We start from the raw sequence: 19974 nt of genomic DNA, 5'->3' as shown, positions 1-19974 counted from the left end.
ACCTCGAACCTCGAACCTCAAACCTCAAACTCGAACCTAGAACCTCGTAAAACGCTGTTGCAAACATGTATTAAAGATTTACAATACAATAAACAACACCGCTAAACTGTTTAATAACACTATCAGGAGTTAATATGGATTCAATACTCAATTGGCTGAATGAAAATTCAGGCTTAATCTTACACTACGGTATTCAAGCAGTCATAGCGCTTGTTATATTTTTACTGGGTGGACGAATTGCCAAATTTTGTGCAAAGTTAACCGAAAAAGCATTCGACAAGAAAAAAGTAGATAAAGCGGTTTCATCGTTTGTCTCTAGTATTGTATATGCCATTGTATTTGCAGCCACTATTTTAATGGCGCTGTCACAAATTGGCATCGAAACCACATCATTCATTGCTATTTTAGGTGCGGCAGGTTTAGCCGTTGGCTTAGCACTGCAAGGGTCGTTATCTAACTTTGCGTCAGGCGTATTAATTATTCTACTTCGCCCATTTAAATCAGGTGACTACGTTGAAGCTGGCGGTAAAGCCGGTACGATTAAAAAAATCGAAATATTTTCAACAGAAATGCGCACACCCGATAACAAAGTTATTGTAATGCCTAATTCAAAAATCATGTCAGATGCGATCATTAACTACTCGCGCGAATCAACACGCCGCGTTGACCTTGTGATTGGTGTTGGCTACGACGCCGACTTACGAAAAGCAAAAGAAGTACTTAAATCAGTACTAGATAACGAATCGCGTATTTTAAAAGATCCTGCATACAATGTATCAGTTTCTGAACTTGCTGATTCAAGCGTTAACTTTATTGTACGCCCTTGGGTTAACTCAGAAGATTACTGGCCAACATACTGGTCGTTAATGGAAAACATTAAAATAGCGTTAGACGACGCAGACATTACCATTCCATTCCCACAAATGGATGTTCATTTACATAAGCAAGACTAATTTTTAAAATATTTATTTTATTAAGGCAGCGATCATATGAGATTGGTTAGCATGTGCGCTGCTTTTTTTAATAGGTATAAATACATTTTTTACAGGGTTATTTTTTAATGAAACTTAAGCTTTTATCAATTTTAGTAGCAGCCTCAGCTACAACCAATGCATTTGCAGCAGAAGAAGAACAAAAAACCTGGGAAGTTACCAGTGAAGTAGGCGCTATTATTACCAGCGGTAATACCGAAACAACCACCCTAAAAGGCGGTATTAAAGTATTACATAACTTAGAAAATTGGAACAACGAGTATAAGTTAGACGGCATCTACAAAGAAGATGAAGTAGAAAACGACGACGGTACAAAAGAAAAACAGCGTACTAACGAAAAGTACTCTATTTCAGCGCAGGGTAATTACAAATTAAACGAAAAGCACGCCCACTTATTTATTTATGGGTCACACGTTTCTGATTACTTTGGTGCCTACAGAAGTGAATCGGTTGTTTCAGCGGGTTATGGTTTACGTTTATTAAACGAGTCAAACATGAAACTAAACGCTGAAATTGGTCCAGGTTATAAATATTTTAAATACCCAGATGTAAGCGAAGAGGTTGATGAAAACGGCAACTCACTAGCGGGTGAATACGAAGGCGAAGTAATTGCCTTAGGTAAAGTAGATTTTAGCTGGAAAATTTCAGACAACGCACGTTTTACCCAGTTAGTATCGGTAGAATATGGTGATACTAACACCAAAACGCGCTCAGAAACTGCGCTACTTACTAAAATTAATGGCTCACTACAAATGAAAGTAGCCTACAATATCACTAATAACTCAGATGTTGCTGACGATAAAGAAGCAACTGATACAGAGACCTCATTAACATTGGTGTATAGCTTTTAACCAATAGCGGTTTTAATAACAATTATGTAATAAAAGAGGCGGTTGCCTCTTTTTTAATTACGCGACAATGGTGTATGATACGCGCATTATCGACTGTAGAACTAGGGAAATACCTACTCGTGAACTTTTTTAAATACTTTATTAGTGCGCTGATAATTATCAGCAGCTTCAACGCATTGGCTTTTACCCCAAGTGCATCGCAAATAGAGCAATTTAAAAATCACTAAGGTATCGGCTTTATAGGGCGCTTTAGGTGCGGGTAGTAAAGGCGTATAGGGCGCCCCTAAATCACCAGAAAAAACCACTCTATGATTATTATTAGCTTTGTGGGAGGTGTGCCTATGTTTATTTCAACATAGGCGGAGCCTAAAATGTGCACTGCTCGTTGTAGACGCGCCTTAGCAGAATGTTCGCCTTTGCAAGGCAGCGTAAACCAGGTATTAAAGTTAACCGCAATAATCTGCTTATTTAGCAAGCTTAGGCAGGCATTTATAATTTTTATATCAGGAGTAACACCTACCTTTAACGCATCTTCAATCACTAGTGGCAGCAAGCTAGCCGAGGCTGGCGTAGTATAAATGGGCCCCTTAAACCGGCTGCTAATAAATGAGGAATTCGCCCCACGTGATCAATGTGGCAATGAGTAACAATAAGCGCGGTAATGTGCGCAATATCAAACTCTATTGATAAATCATCTTTTGCGTCTTCCCCCTGAAAAAGCCCGCAATCTATCAGCACGCTGGTTTTACTATTAATAACTAATTCATGGCACGAGCCTGTCACGCCATTTACCGCTCCATGGTGAAGTATTTTCATAGGGTATCTATATTTAGTTTTTTAAGGATAAAGTTAAAAGTAGGGTAAAACAGCGCTTTAAGCAAAGTTTAGTTATGTTGTAGCAGCGGCTTGATGCTGCGTAAAAAGTTAATAAGGCCAAACGCGAGGTAAACTCGCTGCTACTAGGTTAGTGTATATTTTTCCGTGTTTAGCTTGTTGGCGTAATGGGCGAAGGCTACAATAGCTGCTGCGCGGCTTTATGCCACATAGCTTATGCTAGCACTAATATTCAAAGAACGATTTAAGTTTTAATTTTAGCGATTTAACGCGCAATTGTTACAGCAAATCTCACTATTACAATTAACAAGGTTAGTAAATATTTACAATAAACACCTATTTACTTAATGCGCTTAAATTGTTTATAATTACGCGTTATTAAATTTAACGTTGTGTTTTTTTGTAATTATATTTGTAGTAAGGATTGCTATGGAAAGTTGGTATTTAATTACGTGTAAGCCTCGCCAAGAAGAACGAGCAGCCACCAACTTACTAAACCAAGGGATTGAAGTGTTTTACCCCAAGTTAACCACCGAAAAACTGGTTAAAGGTCGTCGTACTGTTAAACAGTCAGCTCTATTCCCTAACTACCTATTTGTTTGTCTTGAGTCACAAAACGGTAACTTTTCTGCTGTAAAAAATACGCGCGGAATTAGCGGCTTTGTATCTTATGGGGCAAATTATCAAATTGTACCTACAGCTTTAATTGAACAATTACAAAGTAAATGTTCACAAACCGTTGAGTCAACAATGCCAAAAGCGGGTGATGTAGTTAGCGTAAATAACAGTTCATTTAATAATATCAAAGCAATTTACAAAGAGCCTGACGGTGATATGCGCAGTATTTTGCTAATTAATCTACTTAATAAACAAGTAGAAATGAGCGTAGATAACAAAGATATAGAGTGTTAGGTTGAAGGTTAAAGGCGAAAGGTTACGAGCGACGGGCTGCGAGGCGCGGGTAAGTAAAAATATTTTGTAGGCGGGGCTTTACGCCGCGCACATGTAGCTAGAAATAAATCAGTACGTAGGAACTGCAACCTAGGGGCGGAAGCGTGCCCGAAGGGCTAGACAAGCAAATAGTTTTGCTTTCAAGCTGGAGCGAGAGGAGCTCTGCGACGAACTGGAACGTGAAGCGTGCCCGAAGGGCTAGACAAGTAAATAGTTTTGCTTTCAAGCTGGAGCGAGAGGAGCTCTGCGATGAACTGGAACGTGAAGCGTGCCCGAAGGGCTAGACAAGCTTGTAGACGCACAGCTTGCTGGCGTAATAAAAGCAACGCTTTTACATTTTGATGCCGCAACAAAATTAATATGGCCAAACGCGAGGTTAGCGAAAATTTCTACTCTTTAACCTTTTAACTTTAACCTTATCACTTACATGGCTTTTAAATTTGGCCTTAAAATTAATACGCATAAAATGATTCGCGCTTGCGCGTTATCGCCCCTCATGCTTTAATTACACCGCTAAAAAAATAAGTACTCACCAAGGTTGGTGAGAAAGTGCAATATTTAAAATAATTTGGGATTATACAATGGCGTTAAGCTGTAAATCACTCGTAACTTCTCTCATAATGCTAGCAATATCGGGATGTACAATAGTACCCGGTAGCCATTTTGAAGGCATAGACTCAGGCGAACAAACATATAACCTTGAGCAAGATCTCGAAAAAGTAAATATTCAAATTATTGATTCCTTTTTAGTCCAACAGCAAAAGCAATCTCGCAGTGCGGCTAAACCAATATCAAGTAGCGCTGGTGTTAACACTAGCGATTACGAATACAAATTGGGCGTAGGTGATGTACTAACAATAGGTGTGTGGGATCATCCCGAGCTTACAATCCCTGCTGCAGTACAGCGCACCGCTGAGTTTGATGGTTTTAGAGTACAAAAAGACGGCACAATTACTTATGCATATGCCCCTAATATACCTGCCGCAGGCAGAACAATTAGCCAAGTGCGTGAGGACTTAGTAAAGCGCTTAAGCCGCGTAATAGAAGATCCACAAGTAGATGTAAAAGTAGTGGGTTTTAGAAGTCAAAAAGCCTATGTAACAGGCGAGGTTAAACAACCTGGCGTTTACCCTGTAACCGAAATACCACTTACCTTAATAGATGCACTAAATCAGGCCGGCGGTTTAACTGATTCAGCCGATTGGCGCACAGTTACTTTTACCCGTGGCGATAAAACAGAAGTCATTCAGCTTGATGAATTTTATGCGAATGGGGACATTTCGCAAAATCGTTTATTACAGCACGGCGACATAGTGCATGTAAGCCGTAACGATGCGCAAAAAGTATTTGTACTAGGCGATGTAAAAAAAGCAGGGTCAGTGACCCTTAATCGCTATGGTTTAAACTTAGCCGAAGCATTAAGTGATTCGGGTGGCTTAAATGAAGCAACCGCCGATGCAAACGGCGTTTTTGTACTGCGTAAAAGTGACATAGAAAAAACAGGTGTAATAGCAAACGTATACCAACTACATGCAAAAAATATAGCTGCAATAGTATTAGCGGAACAGTTTGAACTGCAGCCAAGCGATATTGTATACGTAACCTCAGCACCGCTTGCACGTTGGAACCGCGTAATAAGTTTATTACTACCATCTATAGCTACCGTAGATAGTGTAGATGATATTTCATCAAACTAAGGGTCTTTAAAGTGTTTGATTCAGTTTTAGTTGTATGTGCTGGTAACATATGCCGCAGTCCTACCGGTGAATATGTGTTAAAGCAAAAGCTTGAAGGTAAAAATATTAAAGTATCGTCGGCTGGGTTAACCGCGCTTGAAGGGAAACCTGCCGATGCCACAGCAAAGCGAATTGCCCTAGCAAATGGTGTAAATATGGATGCCCATCAAGGGCGTCAATTAACGTCGGCTTTAGTTGCGCAAAATAGCGTTATTTTAGTAATGGAAGAGCGCCATTTAAACGATGTACATGCGCGTTACCCCGAGGCACGCGGTAAAACCTTTTTATTAGGTAAATGGATTAACGACACTGAAATCCCAGATCCCTACCGCCAAAGCCAAGAGGCTTTTGAACACGTGTATAGATTAATCGATAGCGCGTGTAGCGCTTGGCAAAAGTATTTATAAGGAATGGCTAAATTAATGACTGCTCAGCCTAATAATAAAAGTAACAACGTACAGCCTTCACAAGAAATTGATTTAATGGCACTACTCGGTGCATTACTCGACCGCAAATATTTTATAGCTGGTATAACCGCGTTATTTATGTTTGTAGGGATTGTTTATGCGGTGTTAAGCACACCAGTTTATCAAGCAACCGCTATGATTCAGGTAGAAGATGGCAGTGCATCGGTACCAGGATTTGACGATATGGCTGGTATGTTCGAGAGTACATCAGCCGCAGTAACAGAAATAGAACTACTTAAATCGCGCAGCGTTATCGGTGAAGCAGTAGATACACTTAAGCTAGATATAACAGCAGAGCCTAAGCTCTTCCCCTATATTGGTAATCGCGCTTACCGAAAATTTATGCCAATGAGCGAGGGTGACCTAGCCGAGCCAAGTTTTGGTGCGAGTAGCTATGCTTGGGGTGGCGAAAGCATAAATATATTTAGATTCGATGTTCCTCGCTCTGCAATTAATAAGACCTTTACACTTGTTGCACAAGAGAATAATCGCATTACTTTATTAAATGCTGATGGCGAACAAATACTCGCTGGTAAAGTAGGTGAGGAGCTTACCAATGGTAAGTTTAACTTAACAGTGCGTGAGCTTAACGCTCGCCCAGGCACCGAATTTTTACTTACACGCCATGATCGCCTAAATACAATACTTGATTTACAAGCCGCTATTGGTGCCAGTGAAAAAGGCAAAGATTCAGGCATAATAAATTTAAGCCTGCAAAGCACCAAGCCAAGTTATGCTGAAAAAGTGCTTGATAAAGTGGCTGCTATTTATGTACGCCGCAACGTAGAGCGCAACAGTGCTGAGGCACAAAAGTCGCTAGAATTTTTAGAAGTACAATTACCCGAAATTAAAAAACAACTTGAGTACGCAGAACAGCGTTTTAACGACTACCAAATTAAACGTCAGTCAATAAACATAACCCTTGAAACCCAAGGTGTGCTTGAGCAAGTAGTAAAGCTTGAGACTAAGCTACAAGAGCTAAACCTGAAGCGCTTAGAGCTTGGCCGTAAATTCAAGAAAAATCACCCTGCATATCAAGGCATAATTGAGCAAATTCAAGCAGTCGAAAAACAAAAAGAACAGTTAATTGGCGAAGTTGGTAGTCTACCTGAAACGCAACAGGAGCTACTACGTTTGAAGCGTGATGTTGAAGTGAGTAACCAAATTTACACACTCTTACTCAGCAAAACCCAAGAGCTTGATATTGTACGTGCAGGTACGGTGGGTAATGTACGTGTTATAGATTACGCTGAGGTAAACACCAGCAAACCAGTAAAGCCAAAAAAAGCGTTAATAGTGGTTATGGCGACTATGCTTGGCGGTATGCTAAGTGTTGCAATTGTACTTATACAAAAAGCAATGCACAAAGGGGTGGAAGACCCAAGTGAGATTGAGGCGTTGGGTATCCCTGTTTACGCTAGTGTACCCCACTCAGAATACCAAGATAAGCTAACTGGCTTTGCAAAAGTACGAAAAAATAAAACCATAAAAGCTAAAACTATACTAGCGCTCGATAACCCTGCCGACTTATCTGTAGAGGCACTACGAAGCCTCCGTACCAGTTTACATTTTGCGATGATGGAAGCTAAAAACAACATTATTGCTATATCAGGCCCAAGCCCTGGTGTGGGTAAATCGTTTATATCGGTTAACTTGGCTACCGTATTGGCACAAAGTGGCAAAAAAGTACTGATTATTGACGCCGATATGCGCAAAGGCTATTTGCAAACCCAATTTGGCTTAAAGTGGGATGACGGCCTAAGTGATTACTTGTCGGGGCGTTTGAATCTAGAGCAAGTGACTAAAATGACCAAAGTAGAAGGGTTAAATGTAATTACCCGCGGGCAAATACCACCAAACCCATCAGAGCTGTTAATGCACAGCAACTTTAGCAAGTTGGTTGAAGAAGTAAGCAACGCTTACGACATAGTAATTATAGATACACCACCAATACTTGCAGTAACCGACCCAGCCATTGTGAGTGCTCATACAGGCACCACATTACTAGTGGCTCGTTTTGGACAAAACCACTTACGCGAAATAGAGCTTACCCGTAGCCGTTTTGAGCAAAATGGAATAGATGTAAAAGGACTAGTCTTTAATGATGTGGTTAAAAAGGCTAGCAATGCTTATGGATATTACGGTTATTACAACTATGAATATAAGAGTGATAAGTAGTTTTTTAGGGGGCCTATTGGGCACTTTTAAATAAAAGTACAAAAACAAGCAATTACAATGAGATAGTCTAAATTGACTGTCTCAATTTAGAAAAAAGTGTCTCAGTGGGTTGTAATACCACTGAGATACTAAATTGATAAAATTCAATTTAGCGGCTAGCCATTGTGTACTGATTTAGTAAAATCAGAGCGTTTTTATCATCAATAAATGAATGTTAGGCCACCCGAAATAGATTATAAAACGTGCCTTTTAGCCACGAGTATATCTCTAAATACTCGTTTTTTTACTACACGTTTTAATATAAAACCAATTTTAAATTTAACTTTTACAAAGCTCGAAGTCCAAAGTTCGAAGCGCTATAACCAAACAAAGAGAGTACAACTATGCACGATTCATTAACGAACCTAAAAATTGGCATTATAGGTTTAGGTTATGTAGGCCTTCCTTTAGCTGTTGAGTTTGGTAAAAAGTTTCCGGTAATAGGCTTTGATATTAATAAAGACCGTGTTGCACAACTACAAGCCGGCCACGACTCTACACTTGAAGTAAGTGATGAAGAGCTTAAACAATCTCCTCAGCTTGAGTTTTCATGCACAGTATCTGACCTTGAAAGCTGTAACGTATACATTGTAACCGTACCAACACCTATTGACGAACATAAACAACCTGACTTAACACCACTTATAAAAGCCAGCGAAATGCTGGGTAAAGTGGTTAAAAAAGGCGATATTATCATTTATGAGTCAACGGTATACCCAGGCGCAACAGAAGAAGCATGTTTACCGGTAGTAGAGCGTGTATCGGGCCTTGTATTTAACCAAGATTTTTACGCAGGCTATTCACCAGAGCGAATAAATCCAGGCGATAAAGAGCACCGTGTAACTAACATATTAAAAGTAACCTCAGGCTCTAATCCTGAAATAGCTGAAAAAGTTGATCAACTTTATAAGTCAGTAATTACGGCCGGCACACATAAAGCAAGCTCTATTAGAGTGGCTGAAGCTGCAAAAGTAATTGAGAACACGCAGCGCGATGTAAATATTGCTTTAATTAATGAGCTGTCGATTATTTTTAATAAGTTAGGTATCGATACACTCGAAGTATTAGAAGCGGCCGGTACTAAATGGAACTTCCTACCATTTCGCCCAGGGTTAGTTGGCGGGCACTGTATTGGTGTTGATCCGTACTACTTAACCCATAAAGCACAAAGCGTAGGTTACCACCCAGAAATGATTTTAGCCGGCCGTCGTTTAAACGATGGCATGGGTAAACATGTAGTATCAGAACTGGTTAAAAATATGCTTAAAAAGCGCATTCATGTAGATGGTGCTAATGTACTTGTAATGGGCTTAACCTTTAAAGAAAACTGCCCAGACCTACGTAATACAAAAGTGGTCGATATAGTAAGCGAACTCAAAGAGTACAATATTAATGTAGATATTGTAGATCCATGGTGCTCAAACAATGAAGCACAGCATGAATATGGTTTAAGCTTAACTACAGAGCATAAACAAAATAACTATGATGCAATTATTCTTGCAGTAGGCCATAACGAATTTAAAGAAATGGGTGCAGAACAAATTCGTGCATTGGGTAAAGCAGAACACGTACTTTACGACTTAAAATACGTACTACCAAAAGAAAGTGTAGATATGAGATTGTAATCTTTAGTTACAAGGCTCAAGGTGAAAGGTAAAAGAATCAAATTTACCTATTCATTCCATTGATTTTTTATACTACCAATTATTTTTTAAAGCTCGAAGCTCGAAAAAAGGATTAAGATGACTCGTTACGAACAAATTAAAGCTGAATTATTAGCCTCTCCTAAAACCTGGTTAGTGACAGGTGTTGCCGGTTTCATTGGCTCAAACCTTCTAGAGCATTTATTAAAATTAAACCAAAAAGTAGTAGGGCTCGATAACTTTGCAACGGGTCATCAGCATAACCTTGATGAAGTACAAGGTTTAGTAACTGCAGAACAATGGCAAGGCTTTAATTTTATTCAAGGTGATATTCGTAATTATCAAAATTGCGAAACCGCATTAGCTAATAATGGTGAAGGCATTGATTATGTATTACATCAAGCAGCACTTGGCTCAGTGCCACGTTCAATTGCTGATCCAGTAACAACTAATGCCGCTAATATCACCGGCTTTTTAAATATGCTACAAGCTGCTAAAGAAGCTAAAGTAAAAAGCTTTACTTATGCAGCAAGTAGTTCTACCTATGGCGATCATCCAGCGTTGCCTAAAGTGGAAGAAAACATTGGTAACCCGCTTTCTCCTTATGCAGTAACAAAGTATGTAAATGAGCTATACGCAGGTGTTTACGCAAAAACGTATGATTTTAAAACAATTGGATTACGTTATTTTAATGTTTTTGGCCAACGTCAAGATCCTAATGGAGCTTATGCTGCGGTGATTCCTAAATGGACTGCGGCAATGATACAAGGCGAAGATGTTTACATAAATGGTGATGGTGAAACCAGCCGTGATTTTTGCTTTATAGAAAACACAGTGCAAATGAATATACTTGCTGCAACAGCAAAGGATGAAGCTAAAGATAACGTATATAACGTAGCCGTGGGGGATCGCACTACACTTAACGATTTATATAAAGCAATACAGTCTGCACTTAAAGAGTGCGATGTAAATGCAACGCAAGAACCAATATACCGTGATTTTAGAGCTGGTGATGTACGTCATTCGCAAGCTGATGTAAGTAAAGCGGTTAATAATCTAGGGTACGCCCCTGAGTACAAAATATTACAAGGTATTAGTAAAGCAATGCCATGGTATAAAGAGTTTTTAGGTAATAAATAACATGAAAATTTTAGTTACCGGCGGAGCGGGCTTTATCGGTTCAGCAGTAGTACGCCATATTATAGAAAATACTCAAGACTTAGTTATTAACCTTGATAAGCTAACTTACGCAGGGAATTTAGAATCTCTCGGAGAAGTATCTACGAGTAAAAGGTACAGTTTTGAGCAAGTAGATATTTGTAGCAGGGCAGAGCTTGACCGAGTTTTTAAAATACATAAGCCCGATGCTGTAATGCATTTAGCGGCAGAGAGTCATGTTGATCGTTCTATAACAGGCCCAGCAGAGTTTATTCAAACTAATATCGTTGGCACTTATAATTTACTAGAAGCAGCGCGAGAATACTGGAATACATTAGATGTTGTAGCTAAAAGAGCATTTCGATTTCATCACATTTCAACCGATGAAGTGTATGGTGATTTACCTCACCCTGATGAAGAAGATGGAATTGCTTTGGGTAAAGAGCTTCCTTTGTTCACCGAACAAACATCTTATGCGCCAAGTAGCCCTTATTCGGCAAGTAAAGCATCAAGTGATCACCTCGTACGCGCTTGGTTGCGTACATACTGCTTCCCTATAATTGTAACTAATTGCTCTAATAATTATGGACCTTACCATTTTCCTGAAAAGTTAATACCATTAATAATACTTAATGCGCTTGAAGGTAAAGAATTACCAATTTACGGTAAAGGTGACCAAATTCGCGACTGGTTATATGTAGAAGATCACGCACGTGCACTTTATAAAGTAGTTACTGAAGGCAAAGTCGGTGAAACATATAACATTGGGGGTCATAACGAGAAACAAAATATTGAGGTAGTGCAAACTATTTGTAATATTTTAGATGAGTTAGTTCCCAAAGAGTCTAAGTATTCAGAGCAAATAACATTTGTTACTGACCGCCCAGGCCACGACCGCAGATATGCTATAGACTCATCAAAAATGCAAAAAGAGCTAGGCTGGACCCCAGAGGAAACCTTTGAAACAGGCCTACGAAAAACTATTCAATGGTATTTAAATAATCAAACTTGGTGTCAAAATGTGCAGGATGGCTCATATCAACGTGAACGACTTGGCGAAATAAATTTACCGGATATAGGAAAGTAACATGAAAGGTATTATCCTTGCAGGAGGATCAGGTACTCGTCTTTACCCAATTACTATGGGGGTATCTAAACAGTTACTCCCGATTTACGATAAGCCAATGATTTACTATCCGCTTTCAGTATTAATGTTAGCAGGCATTCGCGAAGTGCTTATTATTACTACCCCGGAAGATAGCGACTCGTTTAAGCGCTTACTTGGTGATGGATCACAGTTTGGTATTGAGCTAAGTTACACTATACAACCTAGCCCTGATGGGTTAGCGCAAGCTTTTATTCTTGGTGAAGAGTTTATAGGTGGTGATGATGTTTGTTTAGTACTGGGTGATAACATTTTTTATGGTCAAGGTTTTACACCTAAACTCAAACATGCTGTAGAGAATGCTAAAAGTGGTCAAGGTGCTACTATTTTTGGTTACCAAGTAAAAGATCCAGAGCGTTTTGGTGTGGTTGAGTTTGACCAAAACCAAAAAGCAATTTCTATAGAAGAAAAGCCAAAGCAGCCTAAGTCACATTACGCTGTAACTGGTTTATATTTTTACGATAATTCGGTAGTTGAGCAAGCTAAACAAGTCCAGCCATCATCACGTGGTGAGCTTGAAATTACCTGTTTAAATGAAATGTATTTAGAGCAAGCAAAACTTAATGTAGAAATGCTTGGCCGCGGTTTTGCATGGTTAGATACAGGTACTCACGAAAGTTTACTTGAAGCTGCACAATTTGTTGAAACAATCGAGAAGCGTCAAGGTTATAAAATCGCATGCTTAGAAGAAATAGCATTTAATAATGGCTGGTTAAGTACTGAAGAGTTGGAAGTGCGAGCAAAGCCATTCTTAAAGAATAGCTATGGTCAGTACCTAATGGAATTAATTAAAGATTAAATGATGATTGCACTTAACAAACCGCTTACGCCTGATTTAACAAAGTTGACAGCATATTTAACGCAAGTCAATGAGAGTGGCTGGTACACTAATTTGGGGCCACTACATGAGCAGCTTACCAAGCGTTTAGAGGCATACCTAGGTGTTGAAAACTTATTGCTAGTCTCTAATGGTACTCTCGCGATACAGGTTGCTTGCAAAACATTAAATATTAACTCAGCGATTACAACACCTTTTAGCTTTGTTGCTACAACAAGTTCACTTTTATGGCAAGGTATTGATACAGCATTTAGTGACATAGACAGACGAAGCTATAATTTATGCCCAAAGGCTCTTGATAAGACTTTCGAACAAGATAATAAGTACGATGGCATAGTTGCTACCCACGTGTATGGTAACCCTTGTGATGTAGAGTCACTTGCAAAAGTAGCTGACAAACATAATAAAAAAATAGTGTATGATGCTGCACATGCATTTGATGTAAAGGTTAGTAATAAGTCGGTACTTAACTTTGGTGATGCAAGTACTCTAAGCTTCCACGCTACTAAGGTGTTTCATACGGTTGAAGGCGGCGCCATAATCTTTAAGCATAAGGCCGATTTTGAAAAAGCTAAGCAACTAATTAATTTTGGTCTTCAAACAGATGGTTCATTGGGCGAGCCAGGTATTAATGCCAAGCTTAACGAGTATCAATGCGCTGTAGGCTTAACATTACTTGATGATATTGAAAATGTAATAAAGCACCGAGCTTCATTGTTTAATACCTACATAGGTGGATTGAAAGATGTTGTTGAATTACCACAATGGCACCCTCAAGCCAGTTTAAATGGCGCTTATATGCCTATTTACATTGAGAGTGTGCAAAAGCAGCAAGCCGTTATGAAAGCTTTAGTTAAAAATAATATTCAGTGCCGACGTTATTTTTCACCCTCACTAGATGTAGCCTATAGCAACCAAAAAAGCTTTGGCTGTGAAAATAGTCATAAAATAGCGGGTGGCGTTATTTGTTTACCACTGCATGCTTACATGTCTAATGACGACGTTAAAAAGATAGTTCAAATAATAATTAAAGAGGCAATTTAATGAAGTCAGCTGTGATGCAACCTTACTTATTCCCATATTTAGGATATTATCAATTAGTCAATTCCGTTGATAAATTTGTCTTTTATGATGATGTTAACTTTATAAAACGAGGTTATATTAACCGAAATAATATACTCGTTAATGGTCAAGCTCAAAGGTTTACACTGCCAGTACCAGGGGCAACCCAGAATAAACATATCAATGAGTTTAACTTTAGCCCTGAAGTTGCAAAAATTTTAACTACAATCAAGCAAGCATATGCGAAAGCGCCTTTTTTTAAAGAGGTATACCCATTAATTGAAAAGGTATTTACTCAAACAGACCGAAGAGTGTCGATCTTATGTAGGGCAAGCATAAAGGAAGTCTTTGATTATTTAGGTATTCAAAAAGAGCTTTTTATTTCGAGTGAATTAAATTATGAGCGAGAGCTGCCTGCGGCGGAGCGTTTGATCTCTATATCTAATCTACTAAATTGTAAGCAGTATATTAACAGTCCCGGCGGTGTTGAACTGTATGATAAAGACTTTTTTATGAGAAAAGGTGTTGATTTAGCTTTTATTAAAATGAATAGCGTTTCTTATAAACAAGCTAAAAATGAGTTTGTACCTTATCTATCAATGATTGATGTCCTAATGTGGAATGATATCGAAGAAGTAAAATTAATGCTAAATCAATATGAGTTATTTTGATATGAAAATAGTATTTATTTGCTCAACAAATGCAAGTGTTATTAAAAAAGCCCTTAAAACATCATTATTAAATTCAAATTCAATTGAGTTTGTTAGTGATAGAGAGTGTGGAGCGATAGCCTTTGCGAAAGAAAATAATTATGATTATGCAGTATTAGCATCAACTACTGGGAGTGATTTTTCGGAAAAGTTGGCTAAAAAATACAATGCTAATCAAGATATTTTATTTGTTTCCTTTTATACGCGTTTGTTAACTGCACCTTTTTTGACTAGATGTGAAGGCAAATTAATCAATTTTCACCCTTCTATTTTACCTTCATGTCCAGGTATAGATGGATTTGGAGATACAATAAAATGCGGTACTAAGTTTATTGGGTCAACGGTTCATTATATAGATCACGGCGTAGATACTGGAGTACCTTTGCTTCAAGCTGCTTTCCCCCGCTCTCCAGCTCAAGATATTACAAGTTTACGCCATCGTGTTTTTTTACAGCAAACAATTTCACTAATACAGGTTGTAAAGTGGTTTAATGATAAAAGAGTCAAAGACAGTGAGAATGGCTCTTTAATAGAGGGAGCCGATTATCAAATCTCAGAATTTTCTCCAAATTTAGACCCCTGTCTTCAAGTGTTATTTGTATCTTGGCTAGAAGACTCATTTTAGCATGACAAATAAATCTCCCTCTTTAAAACTAAATATTATTGCTAATTATGCAAGCCAATTATATGTAACAGGAGTTGGTATTTTAATACTGCCACTTTACATTAAATATATGGGCGCAGAAGCATACGGTCTTGTGGGTTTCTTTGCTATGTTGCAAGCATGGTTTGCAATGCTTGATCTGGGCTTAACGCCCACTATAGGACGTGAAACAGCGCGCTACCATGGTGGTAGCATGAGTGCGTTGATGTACAGGCAATTATTACGTGCATTAACAGCTATATTTGTTTCTATCGCAGTAATCGGTGGGCTAGGGTTATGGTTATTCGCTGATATTATTGCAAGCAAGTGGTTAACTGTTGAAATACTTTCATTAGATGTTGTGATATTTGCCATCCAAATCATGGCAATTAGTGTCGCACTGCGTTGGCTGTGTGGTTTATATCGCGGCGTGGTAACGGGCAGTGAAAAATTAGTGTGGCTCAGTATTTTTAATGTATTTATTGCAACGCTGCGTTTTATCGCGGTATTTGTCAGTATGTGGTTTTATGGTTATACGCCAACAATATTTTTTATTCATCAGTTTGTTGTGGCGGTGATTGAGCTTTTGGGGTTGTGGCTGATGGCTCAGTTGTTAATACCAAATAAAAAATTAATAACAGAACCTATAGGATGGTCTTTTAAACCGATAAAGCCAATTTTAAAATTTGCTCTAACTATTGCCTTTACTTCTTCTGTTTGGGTATTGGTTACCCAAACAGATAAATTGATATTATCAGGTATTTTACCACTAGATGAGTATGGCTATTTCACCTTAGCGGTTTTGGTGGCAAGCGGTATTATGGTGATTAGCGGCCCCGTGAGTAGTGCTATTATGCCAAGAATGGCACGTTTACATGTTGAAGGGAAACATGATGAGCTAATAGCAGTTTATCGTATAAGTACACAACTAGTGAGTGTTATTGCTGGCACTGCAGCAATAACTATAGCCTTTTTTGCTGAAATTTTACTTTATACTTGGACGGGAGATAAAGAAATAACAGAGAGCACATCTCCAATATTACGTTTGTACGCTTTGGGTTATGGAGTTTTAGTTGTTGCTGCTTTTCCGTATTACTTACAATATGCACTGGGTAACTTACGTTATCACTTAATAGGTAATGTTTTTATGGTGATTACCCTAATACCAATGATCGTCTTTGCTGCGATTCACTATGGTGGTGTTGGAGCAGGCTACGCATGGCTGGGTGTTAATAGCTTGTATTTAATTATATGGGTAGGTTACGTTCATAAAAAATTGCAACCTGGCTTGCACTTGAAATGGCTGGTGAGAGATTGTTTGTTGATATATTGTCCTGTTACTATCCTTTTAAGTATTACTTTGATAGTCCCAATAGAGAGTACCAGTCGGTGGTTTAATTTAGTATGTTTGATAGTTATCAGCTTTGCTGCTATTGCAACTGCCTTGTTGTCAGCTAGTGTTTTTCGCAAAAAAATATTTTATAAAATAAAGAGTTACTTATAAAATGGAAAAAAAAATAAGAGTTTCGGTTTGTATTGTTACGTATAACCAAGAAAAATATATTGAACAGTGCTTGCAGAGTATTGTTGATCAAGAAGGGAATTTTGAACTTGAGATTATTGTGGGTGATGATTGTTCAACTGACTCAACATCGTCTATAGTAGCGGAGTTCCAACAAAAATATCCATCAATTATTCGAAAACTGGATTATAAGTCTAATATCGGGCCAACAGAAAATTTTTTAAAAGTACATGAAAGTGCTACTGGTGAATTTGTGTGCCATTGTGATGGTGATGACTATTGGTATCCTAATAAAATACAAACACAATTGAAAATAATGTTAGCTGATGAAAATGTTGTTCAAATTTGGCATTGCACTCACATTGTTGATGATAATTCAAAAGTTATTAATATGTTTCCTTCAAAGCTCGCGAGACTATGTAACCCAACAGTCCTGACTGCTGCTAATATTGCTAATAGTTATGCTTTAGTAGGGCATCACTCTAGTCAAATGTATAGACGAAGTGCGAGGGATGTTGACGTAAGAACAGAGATAGTGTTGGACTATTGGGTTGCTTTTTCTATTTCATTAAAAGGAAAATCAGTTTATTTGAAAGACTGCTTAAGTGCATATAGAGTGACTAGTTCAGACTCTGTAACTAGGAATAAATCTTCAAGGCGTGTAACTGTAGATGCTCTAGCTTGCCACTTAGAGGATATTATAAGATATTATCCAACTTATAAACAATACGCAGCAAGTAATGCATGGTCAAGATTTTTTCTATCTAAAATTGCTGGACATGATGTGTCATTAATTAAAGATTGTGCGCTAAAAAACCAGCGGTTTTTAAGGCCACACTTATTATTTACAAGTTTATGGTATTCAATTTTGCAGAAAGTTAAATTATGATTAGTGTGAAAAAATATAAGGAGGGGCCTTTTGAATTTACATTTTTGATTTTAGCGTTGTTCTTTTTTTTCTATTTCTATTGCCTACCATATATCATATTTCTATTAGTTGATAATGTCACTTATATTGGACACCCATTAGAGCTAGGGGGGCATAGTGTTTCCGTAGTAGCTGCAGGAATTCTTTTTGTTTTTGGTTTCTTTTGCTACGATATCCTCAAAAAATTACAAGGTAAGCAGTTTGCAAATAGGGCTTTACCTAAAAGTGTAAATGGTAGCCCCAATTGTATCCTTTATTTTTTAGCTTTTTTATTAATAATGTTTTTATTATTTAAATTAGCAAATAGTAATCCAGAAGCAATTTATTCAGTCCGAAGGGGAGATACACAAGGGAGTCATCTAGAATTTTTTTTAACAAGCATTTTTGGAGTTGTCAAACTTGTAGTGATAATAATATTGATGACGATGAAACGAAGTTTGTGGGTTCTATTATTTTTGTTACTATCTTTAACTGTTGATTTTTTAGGCTCTATTGGTAGAACTACATTACTGTTAAGCTTGTCTTTAGTGTTTTTATATATCTCGAGACTGAGTGCATATCGTTATTCATTAATAGCCTTTGTCTCTTTTGCTTGTTTAGTTCCTGTGATTTTAGTTCTAAAATCCGTAATTTACTCAGTTTCAGTTTCGGGGCAACTCCCTAATATTGCGGAGTTAGTAGATGGCTCTGACTTCTCTATTTATTTGGATAACTTTGGACACCCTTTCATATCATTAATGAAGGCTGAGAGTTTAGTTAATAATATCGGTCATCGCTATATGTATGATTATTTACAGGGGTTTGTTTTTTACTTACGGGTTTTAGGGTTTGATTCCGGAGATTCAATAACCTACTTTAATACGGAAAATTTAATGGGTATTAAAAGTTCTATTATTCCACCGGGTTATTTAGCTTTTGGTTATGTACAATTAGGTTACTTGGGGGTCTTTTGGGCTGGTGCAACTTATAGATTTATTGGTTACTTAGCTAAAAAGGTTTACTTACGAATTGGGTGTAATAGTGAGGCTGTTAAATTTTTACTTGCGTTTATGGCTGCTAATACTTTTTATCATGGTGATTTTAGAATTATGGTGCTTTCTTACTTTTTACCTTTAAGTGTAATTTATTTTACGAGTAGAGTGTTTTTTATAAAATTTAGGCTAAAGTAATGCATTTACATTGTATCACAAACTTTACAGAATTGGGTGGGGCCGAAGGCGCACTAATTAGAGTAATAAACAAGAGTCAATCGACTCCAATTGAGATAGTTTCGCTCATGGCAATTAGTAGTGAAATGAAGGCGAAAATTAAACATCCAAATTGCAAGTTTACCGCCCTAGAAGCTAGAGGCCCTATTTCGCTTGTATTTTCTGTATTTTCACTAGCTTTATTGCTCCGAGTCAAAAACCCAAAAAAACTCTTTTCCTGGATGTATCATGCAAATGCAGTATCTGCTTTAGCAATTTTACTTTCATTTAGCAAGGTGCGTTTGCTGTGGGGCGTAAGGCACTCGCTTGATGATTATCAAGGCGAGAAAAGAAGCACTAAAATAGCAATTCAACTAGGTAGGATTTTTAAGTTTGTTCCACATAAAGTGATTTACTGCTCAAGAAAAGCTCAGGATCAGCATGAACAATTTGGTTATAATTCTCGCCAAAAATCAATCTACATACCTAACGGCTACTCTTTTGGAGTTTTGAAGCCAAGAAGATTTAATCATAACCGTATTATTATAGGTGCGGCTGGACGATATCATGCCGCAAAAGATTATGGCACATTATTTAGAGCTGTAAAGCACTTAAAGAAACATAATTTAAATATTGATTTGCGTATTTGTGGCCGTGGAATGGACTATGAGAATGAAGAGCTGGTTAATTTAATTATAGACTCAGGTTTAAGCCCTTCAGAAGTTAATTTACTTGGTGAAGTAAGAGCTATGGCTAAATTTTATGAGGAGATTGATCTATTTATATTGTCGTCAAAAACCGAAGGTTTTCCTAATGTGTTGGCTGAAGCCGCAGCACAAGGGTGTGCTGTTTTCTCTACTGACGTTGGAGATGCACCATATATAATTAATAACGATGAGCATATAGTGGCTGTTAAAGATCCTATAGCTTTAGCTGAGTGTATATATAGCTTTATTAAAAAGCCATTAGTAGCAAAACAACAAGCCATGGCTTTAACATCGCAGCATGTGCGTAATAATTTTTGTATAGCGAATATCGCTAAACGTTTTTCAGAAGTGTAAGGGATCTTT

The 19974-nt window shown here is 37.8% G+C and carries 17 protein-coding genes and 1 pseudogene; 17 read left to right on the top strand and 1 reads right to left on the bottom strand.

Annotated elements, in window-relative coordinates; all coding sequences use genetic code 11:
- The first annotated feature begins 134 nt into the window (after nucleotides 1-134).
- Nucleotides 135-953 carry a mechanosensitive ion channel family protein gene (locus CWC14_RS05020; protein ID WP_013464003.1) on the top strand — a complete coding sequence of 273 codons (819 nt, stop codon included), beginning with the start codon at nucleotides 135-137 and terminating at the stop codon, nucleotides 951-953.
- 107 nt (nucleotides 954-1060) lie between these two features.
- Nucleotides 1061-1843: a DUF481 domain-containing protein gene (locus CWC14_RS05015; protein WP_076922956.1), complete on the top strand. Its 783-nt coding sequence runs from the start codon at nucleotides 1061-1063 to the stop codon at nucleotides 1841-1843.
- 218 nt (nucleotides 1844-2061) lie between these two features.
- Here the strand turns inward: CWC14_RS05015 and CWC14_RS05010 are convergent.
- A pseudogene (locus CWC14_RS05010) lies at nucleotides 2062-2659 on the bottom strand (MBL fold metallo-hydrolase); the annotation flags it as partial.
- Between the two features lie 447 nt (nucleotides 2660-3106).
- Between CWC14_RS05010 and rfaH the strand changes: the two are divergent.
- The 15 genes from rfaH (at nucleotide 3107) to CWC14_RS04935 (ending at nucleotide 19965) form a co-directional block, all read left to right on the top strand.
- Nucleotides 3107-3589 (top strand): transcription/translation regulatory transformer protein RfaH, encoded by a 483-nt coding sequence (gene rfaH, locus CWC14_RS05005; RefSeq protein WP_138561650.1) that lies wholly within the window; start codon nucleotides 3107-3109, stop codon nucleotides 3587-3589.
- 620 nt (nucleotides 3590-4209) lie between these two features.
- Nucleotides 4210-5325 carry a polysaccharide export protein gene (locus tag CWC14_RS05000; RefSeq protein WP_138561648.1) on the top strand — a complete coding sequence of 372 codons (1116 nt, stop codon included), beginning with the start codon at nucleotides 4210-4212 and terminating at the stop codon, nucleotides 5323-5325.
- A gap of 11 nt (nucleotides 5326-5336) precedes the next feature.
- Complete coding sequence (locus CWC14_RS04995) at nucleotides 5337-5771, top strand: low molecular weight protein-tyrosine-phosphatase (protein ID WP_138561646.1); 435 nt, start codon at nucleotides 5337-5339, stop codon at nucleotides 5769-5771.
- 15 nt (nucleotides 5772-5786) lie between these two features.
- On the top strand, nucleotides 5787-8009 hold the full coding sequence (locus CWC14_RS04990; RefSeq protein WP_138561654.1) for a polysaccharide biosynthesis tyrosine autokinase: 2223 nt from the start codon (nucleotides 5787-5789) through the stop codon (nucleotides 8007-8009).
- Between the two features lie 383 nt (nucleotides 8010-8392).
- Entirely contained in the window at nucleotides 8393-9673 is a 1281-nt protein-coding gene (gene tviB / locus CWC14_RS04985) for a Vi polysaccharide biosynthesis UDP-N-acetylglucosamine C-6 dehydrogenase TviB (protein WP_138561644.1), read from the top strand.
- Nucleotides 9674-9790: 117 nt separating this feature from the next.
- Nucleotides 9791-10831 (top strand): NAD-dependent epimerase/dehydratase family protein, encoded by a 1041-nt coding sequence (locus CWC14_RS04980; RefSeq protein ID WP_138561642.1) that lies wholly within the window; start codon nucleotides 9791-9793, stop codon nucleotides 10829-10831.
- 1 nt (nucleotide 10832) lies between these two features.
- Nucleotides 10833-11936, top strand: a complete 1104-nt coding sequence (rfbB, locus tag CWC14_RS04975; RefSeq protein WP_138561640.1) for a dTDP-glucose 4,6-dehydratase — start codon at nucleotides 10833-10835, stop codon at nucleotides 11934-11936.
- 1 nt (nucleotide 11937) lies between these two features.
- Complete coding sequence (gene rfbA / locus CWC14_RS04970) at nucleotides 11938-12813, top strand: glucose-1-phosphate thymidylyltransferase RfbA (protein WP_138561638.1); 876 nt, start codon at nucleotides 11938-11940, stop codon at nucleotides 12811-12813.
- Nucleotides 12814-13896: a DegT/DnrJ/EryC1/StrS family aminotransferase gene (locus CWC14_RS04965; protein ID WP_171036826.1), complete on the top strand. Its 1083-nt coding sequence runs from the start codon at nucleotides 12814-12816 to the stop codon at nucleotides 13894-13896.
- Entirely contained in the window at nucleotides 13896-14585 is a 690-nt protein-coding gene (locus CWC14_RS04960) for a WbqC family protein (protein ID WP_138561636.1), read from the top strand. Before CWC14_RS04965 ends, CWC14_RS04960 begins: the two co-directional genes overlap by 1 nt.
- Before the next feature lies 1 nt (nucleotide 14586).
- Nucleotides 14587-15249: a phosphoribosylglycinamide formyltransferase gene (gene purN / locus CWC14_RS04955; protein ID WP_171036825.1), complete on the top strand. Its 663-nt coding sequence runs from the start codon at nucleotides 14587-14589 to the stop codon at nucleotides 15247-15249.
- Between the two features lies 1 nt (nucleotide 15250).
- Nucleotides 15251-16771: an oligosaccharide flippase family protein gene (locus CWC14_RS04950; protein WP_138561632.1), complete on the top strand. Its 1521-nt coding sequence runs from the start codon at nucleotides 15251-15253 to the stop codon at nucleotides 16769-16771.
- Between the two features lies 1 nt (nucleotide 16772).
- Nucleotides 16773-17678, top strand: coding sequence for a glycosyltransferase (locus tag CWC14_RS04945; protein ID WP_138561630.1), 906 nt, complete (start codon nucleotides 16773-16775; stop codon nucleotides 17676-17678).
- Nucleotides 17675-18886 carry a hypothetical protein gene (locus tag CWC14_RS04940; RefSeq protein ID WP_138561628.1) on the top strand — a complete coding sequence of 404 codons (1212 nt, stop codon included), beginning with the start codon at nucleotides 17675-17677 and terminating at the stop codon, nucleotides 18884-18886. The genes CWC14_RS04945 and CWC14_RS04940 overlap by 4 nt, the downstream gene beginning before the upstream one ends.
- Nucleotides 18886-19965, top strand: coding sequence for a glycosyltransferase (locus CWC14_RS04935; protein ID WP_138561626.1), 1080 nt, complete (start codon nucleotides 18886-18888; stop codon nucleotides 19963-19965). Before CWC14_RS04940 ends, CWC14_RS04935 begins: the two co-directional genes overlap by 1 nt.
- Nucleotides 19966-19974: the final 9 nt, after the last annotated feature.

The sequence above is a fragment of the Pseudoalteromonas sp. S3260 genome (assembly GCF_005886925.1).
Taxonomy (GTDB): domain Bacteria; phylum Pseudomonadota; class Gammaproteobacteria; order Enterobacterales; family Alteromonadaceae; genus Pseudoalteromonas; species Pseudoalteromonas tetraodonis.
This window is presented reverse-complemented; position numbering and strand designations above follow the sequence as displayed.

What these genes read in the sequence shown, in the direction of transcription:
- CWC14_RS04960 (WP_138561636.1), top strand. Translation starts at nt 13,896, where the DNA reads ATGAAGTCAGCTGTGATGCAACCTTACTTATTCCCATATTTAGGATAT.
- tviB (WP_138561644.1), top strand. Translation starts at nt 8,393, where the DNA reads ATGCACGATTCATTAACGAACCTAAAAATTGGCATTATAGGTTTAGGT.
- CWC14_RS04980 (WP_138561642.1), top strand. Translation starts at nt 9,791, where the DNA reads ATGACTCGTTACGAACAAATTAAAGCTGAATTATTAGCCTCTCCTAAA.
- rfaH (WP_138561650.1), top strand. Translation starts at nt 3,107, where the DNA reads ATGGAAAGTTGGTATTTAATTACGTGTAAGCCTCGCCAAGAAGAACGA.
- CWC14_RS05000 (WP_138561648.1), top strand. Translation starts at nt 4,210, where the DNA reads ATGGCGTTAAGCTGTAAATCACTCGTAACTTCTCTCATAATGCTAGCA.
- CWC14_RS04965 (WP_171036826.1), top strand. Translation starts at nt 12,814, where the DNA reads ATGATGATTGCACTTAACAAACCGCTTACGCCTGATTTAACAAAGTTG.
- purN (WP_171036825.1), top strand. Translation starts at nt 14,587, where the DNA reads ATGAAAATAGTATTTATTTGCTCAACAAATGCAAGTGTTATTAAAAAA.
- CWC14_RS04940 (WP_138561628.1), top strand. Translation starts at nt 17,675, where the DNA reads ATGATTAGTGTGAAAAAATATAAGGAGGGGCCTTTTGAATTTACATTT.
- CWC14_RS05015 (WP_076922956.1), top strand. Translation starts at nt 1,061, where the DNA reads ATGAAACTTAAGCTTTTATCAATTTTAGTAGCAGCCTCAGCTACAACC.
- CWC14_RS04950 (WP_138561632.1), top strand. Translation starts at nt 15,251, where the DNA reads ATGACAAATAAATCTCCCTCTTTAAAACTAAATATTATTGCTAATTAT.
- CWC14_RS04945 (WP_138561630.1), top strand. Translation starts at nt 16,773, where the DNA reads ATGGAAAAAAAAATAAGAGTTTCGGTTTGTATTGTTACGTATAACCAA.
- CWC14_RS04990 (WP_138561654.1), top strand. Translation starts at nt 5,787, where the DNA reads ATGACTGCTCAGCCTAATAATAAAAGTAACAACGTACAGCCTTCACAA.
- rfbA (WP_138561638.1), top strand. Translation starts at nt 11,938, where the DNA reads ATGAAAGGTATTATCCTTGCAGGAGGATCAGGTACTCGTCTTTACCCA.
- CWC14_RS05020 (WP_013464003.1), top strand. Translation starts at nt 135, where the DNA reads ATGGATTCAATACTCAATTGGCTGAATGAAAATTCAGGCTTAATCTTA.
- rfbB (WP_138561640.1), top strand. Translation starts at nt 10,833, where the DNA reads ATGAAAATTTTAGTTACCGGCGGAGCGGGCTTTATCGGTTCAGCAGTA.
- CWC14_RS04935 (WP_138561626.1), top strand. Translation starts at nt 18,886, where the DNA reads ATGCATTTACATTGTATCACAAACTTTACAGAATTGGGTGGGGCCGAA.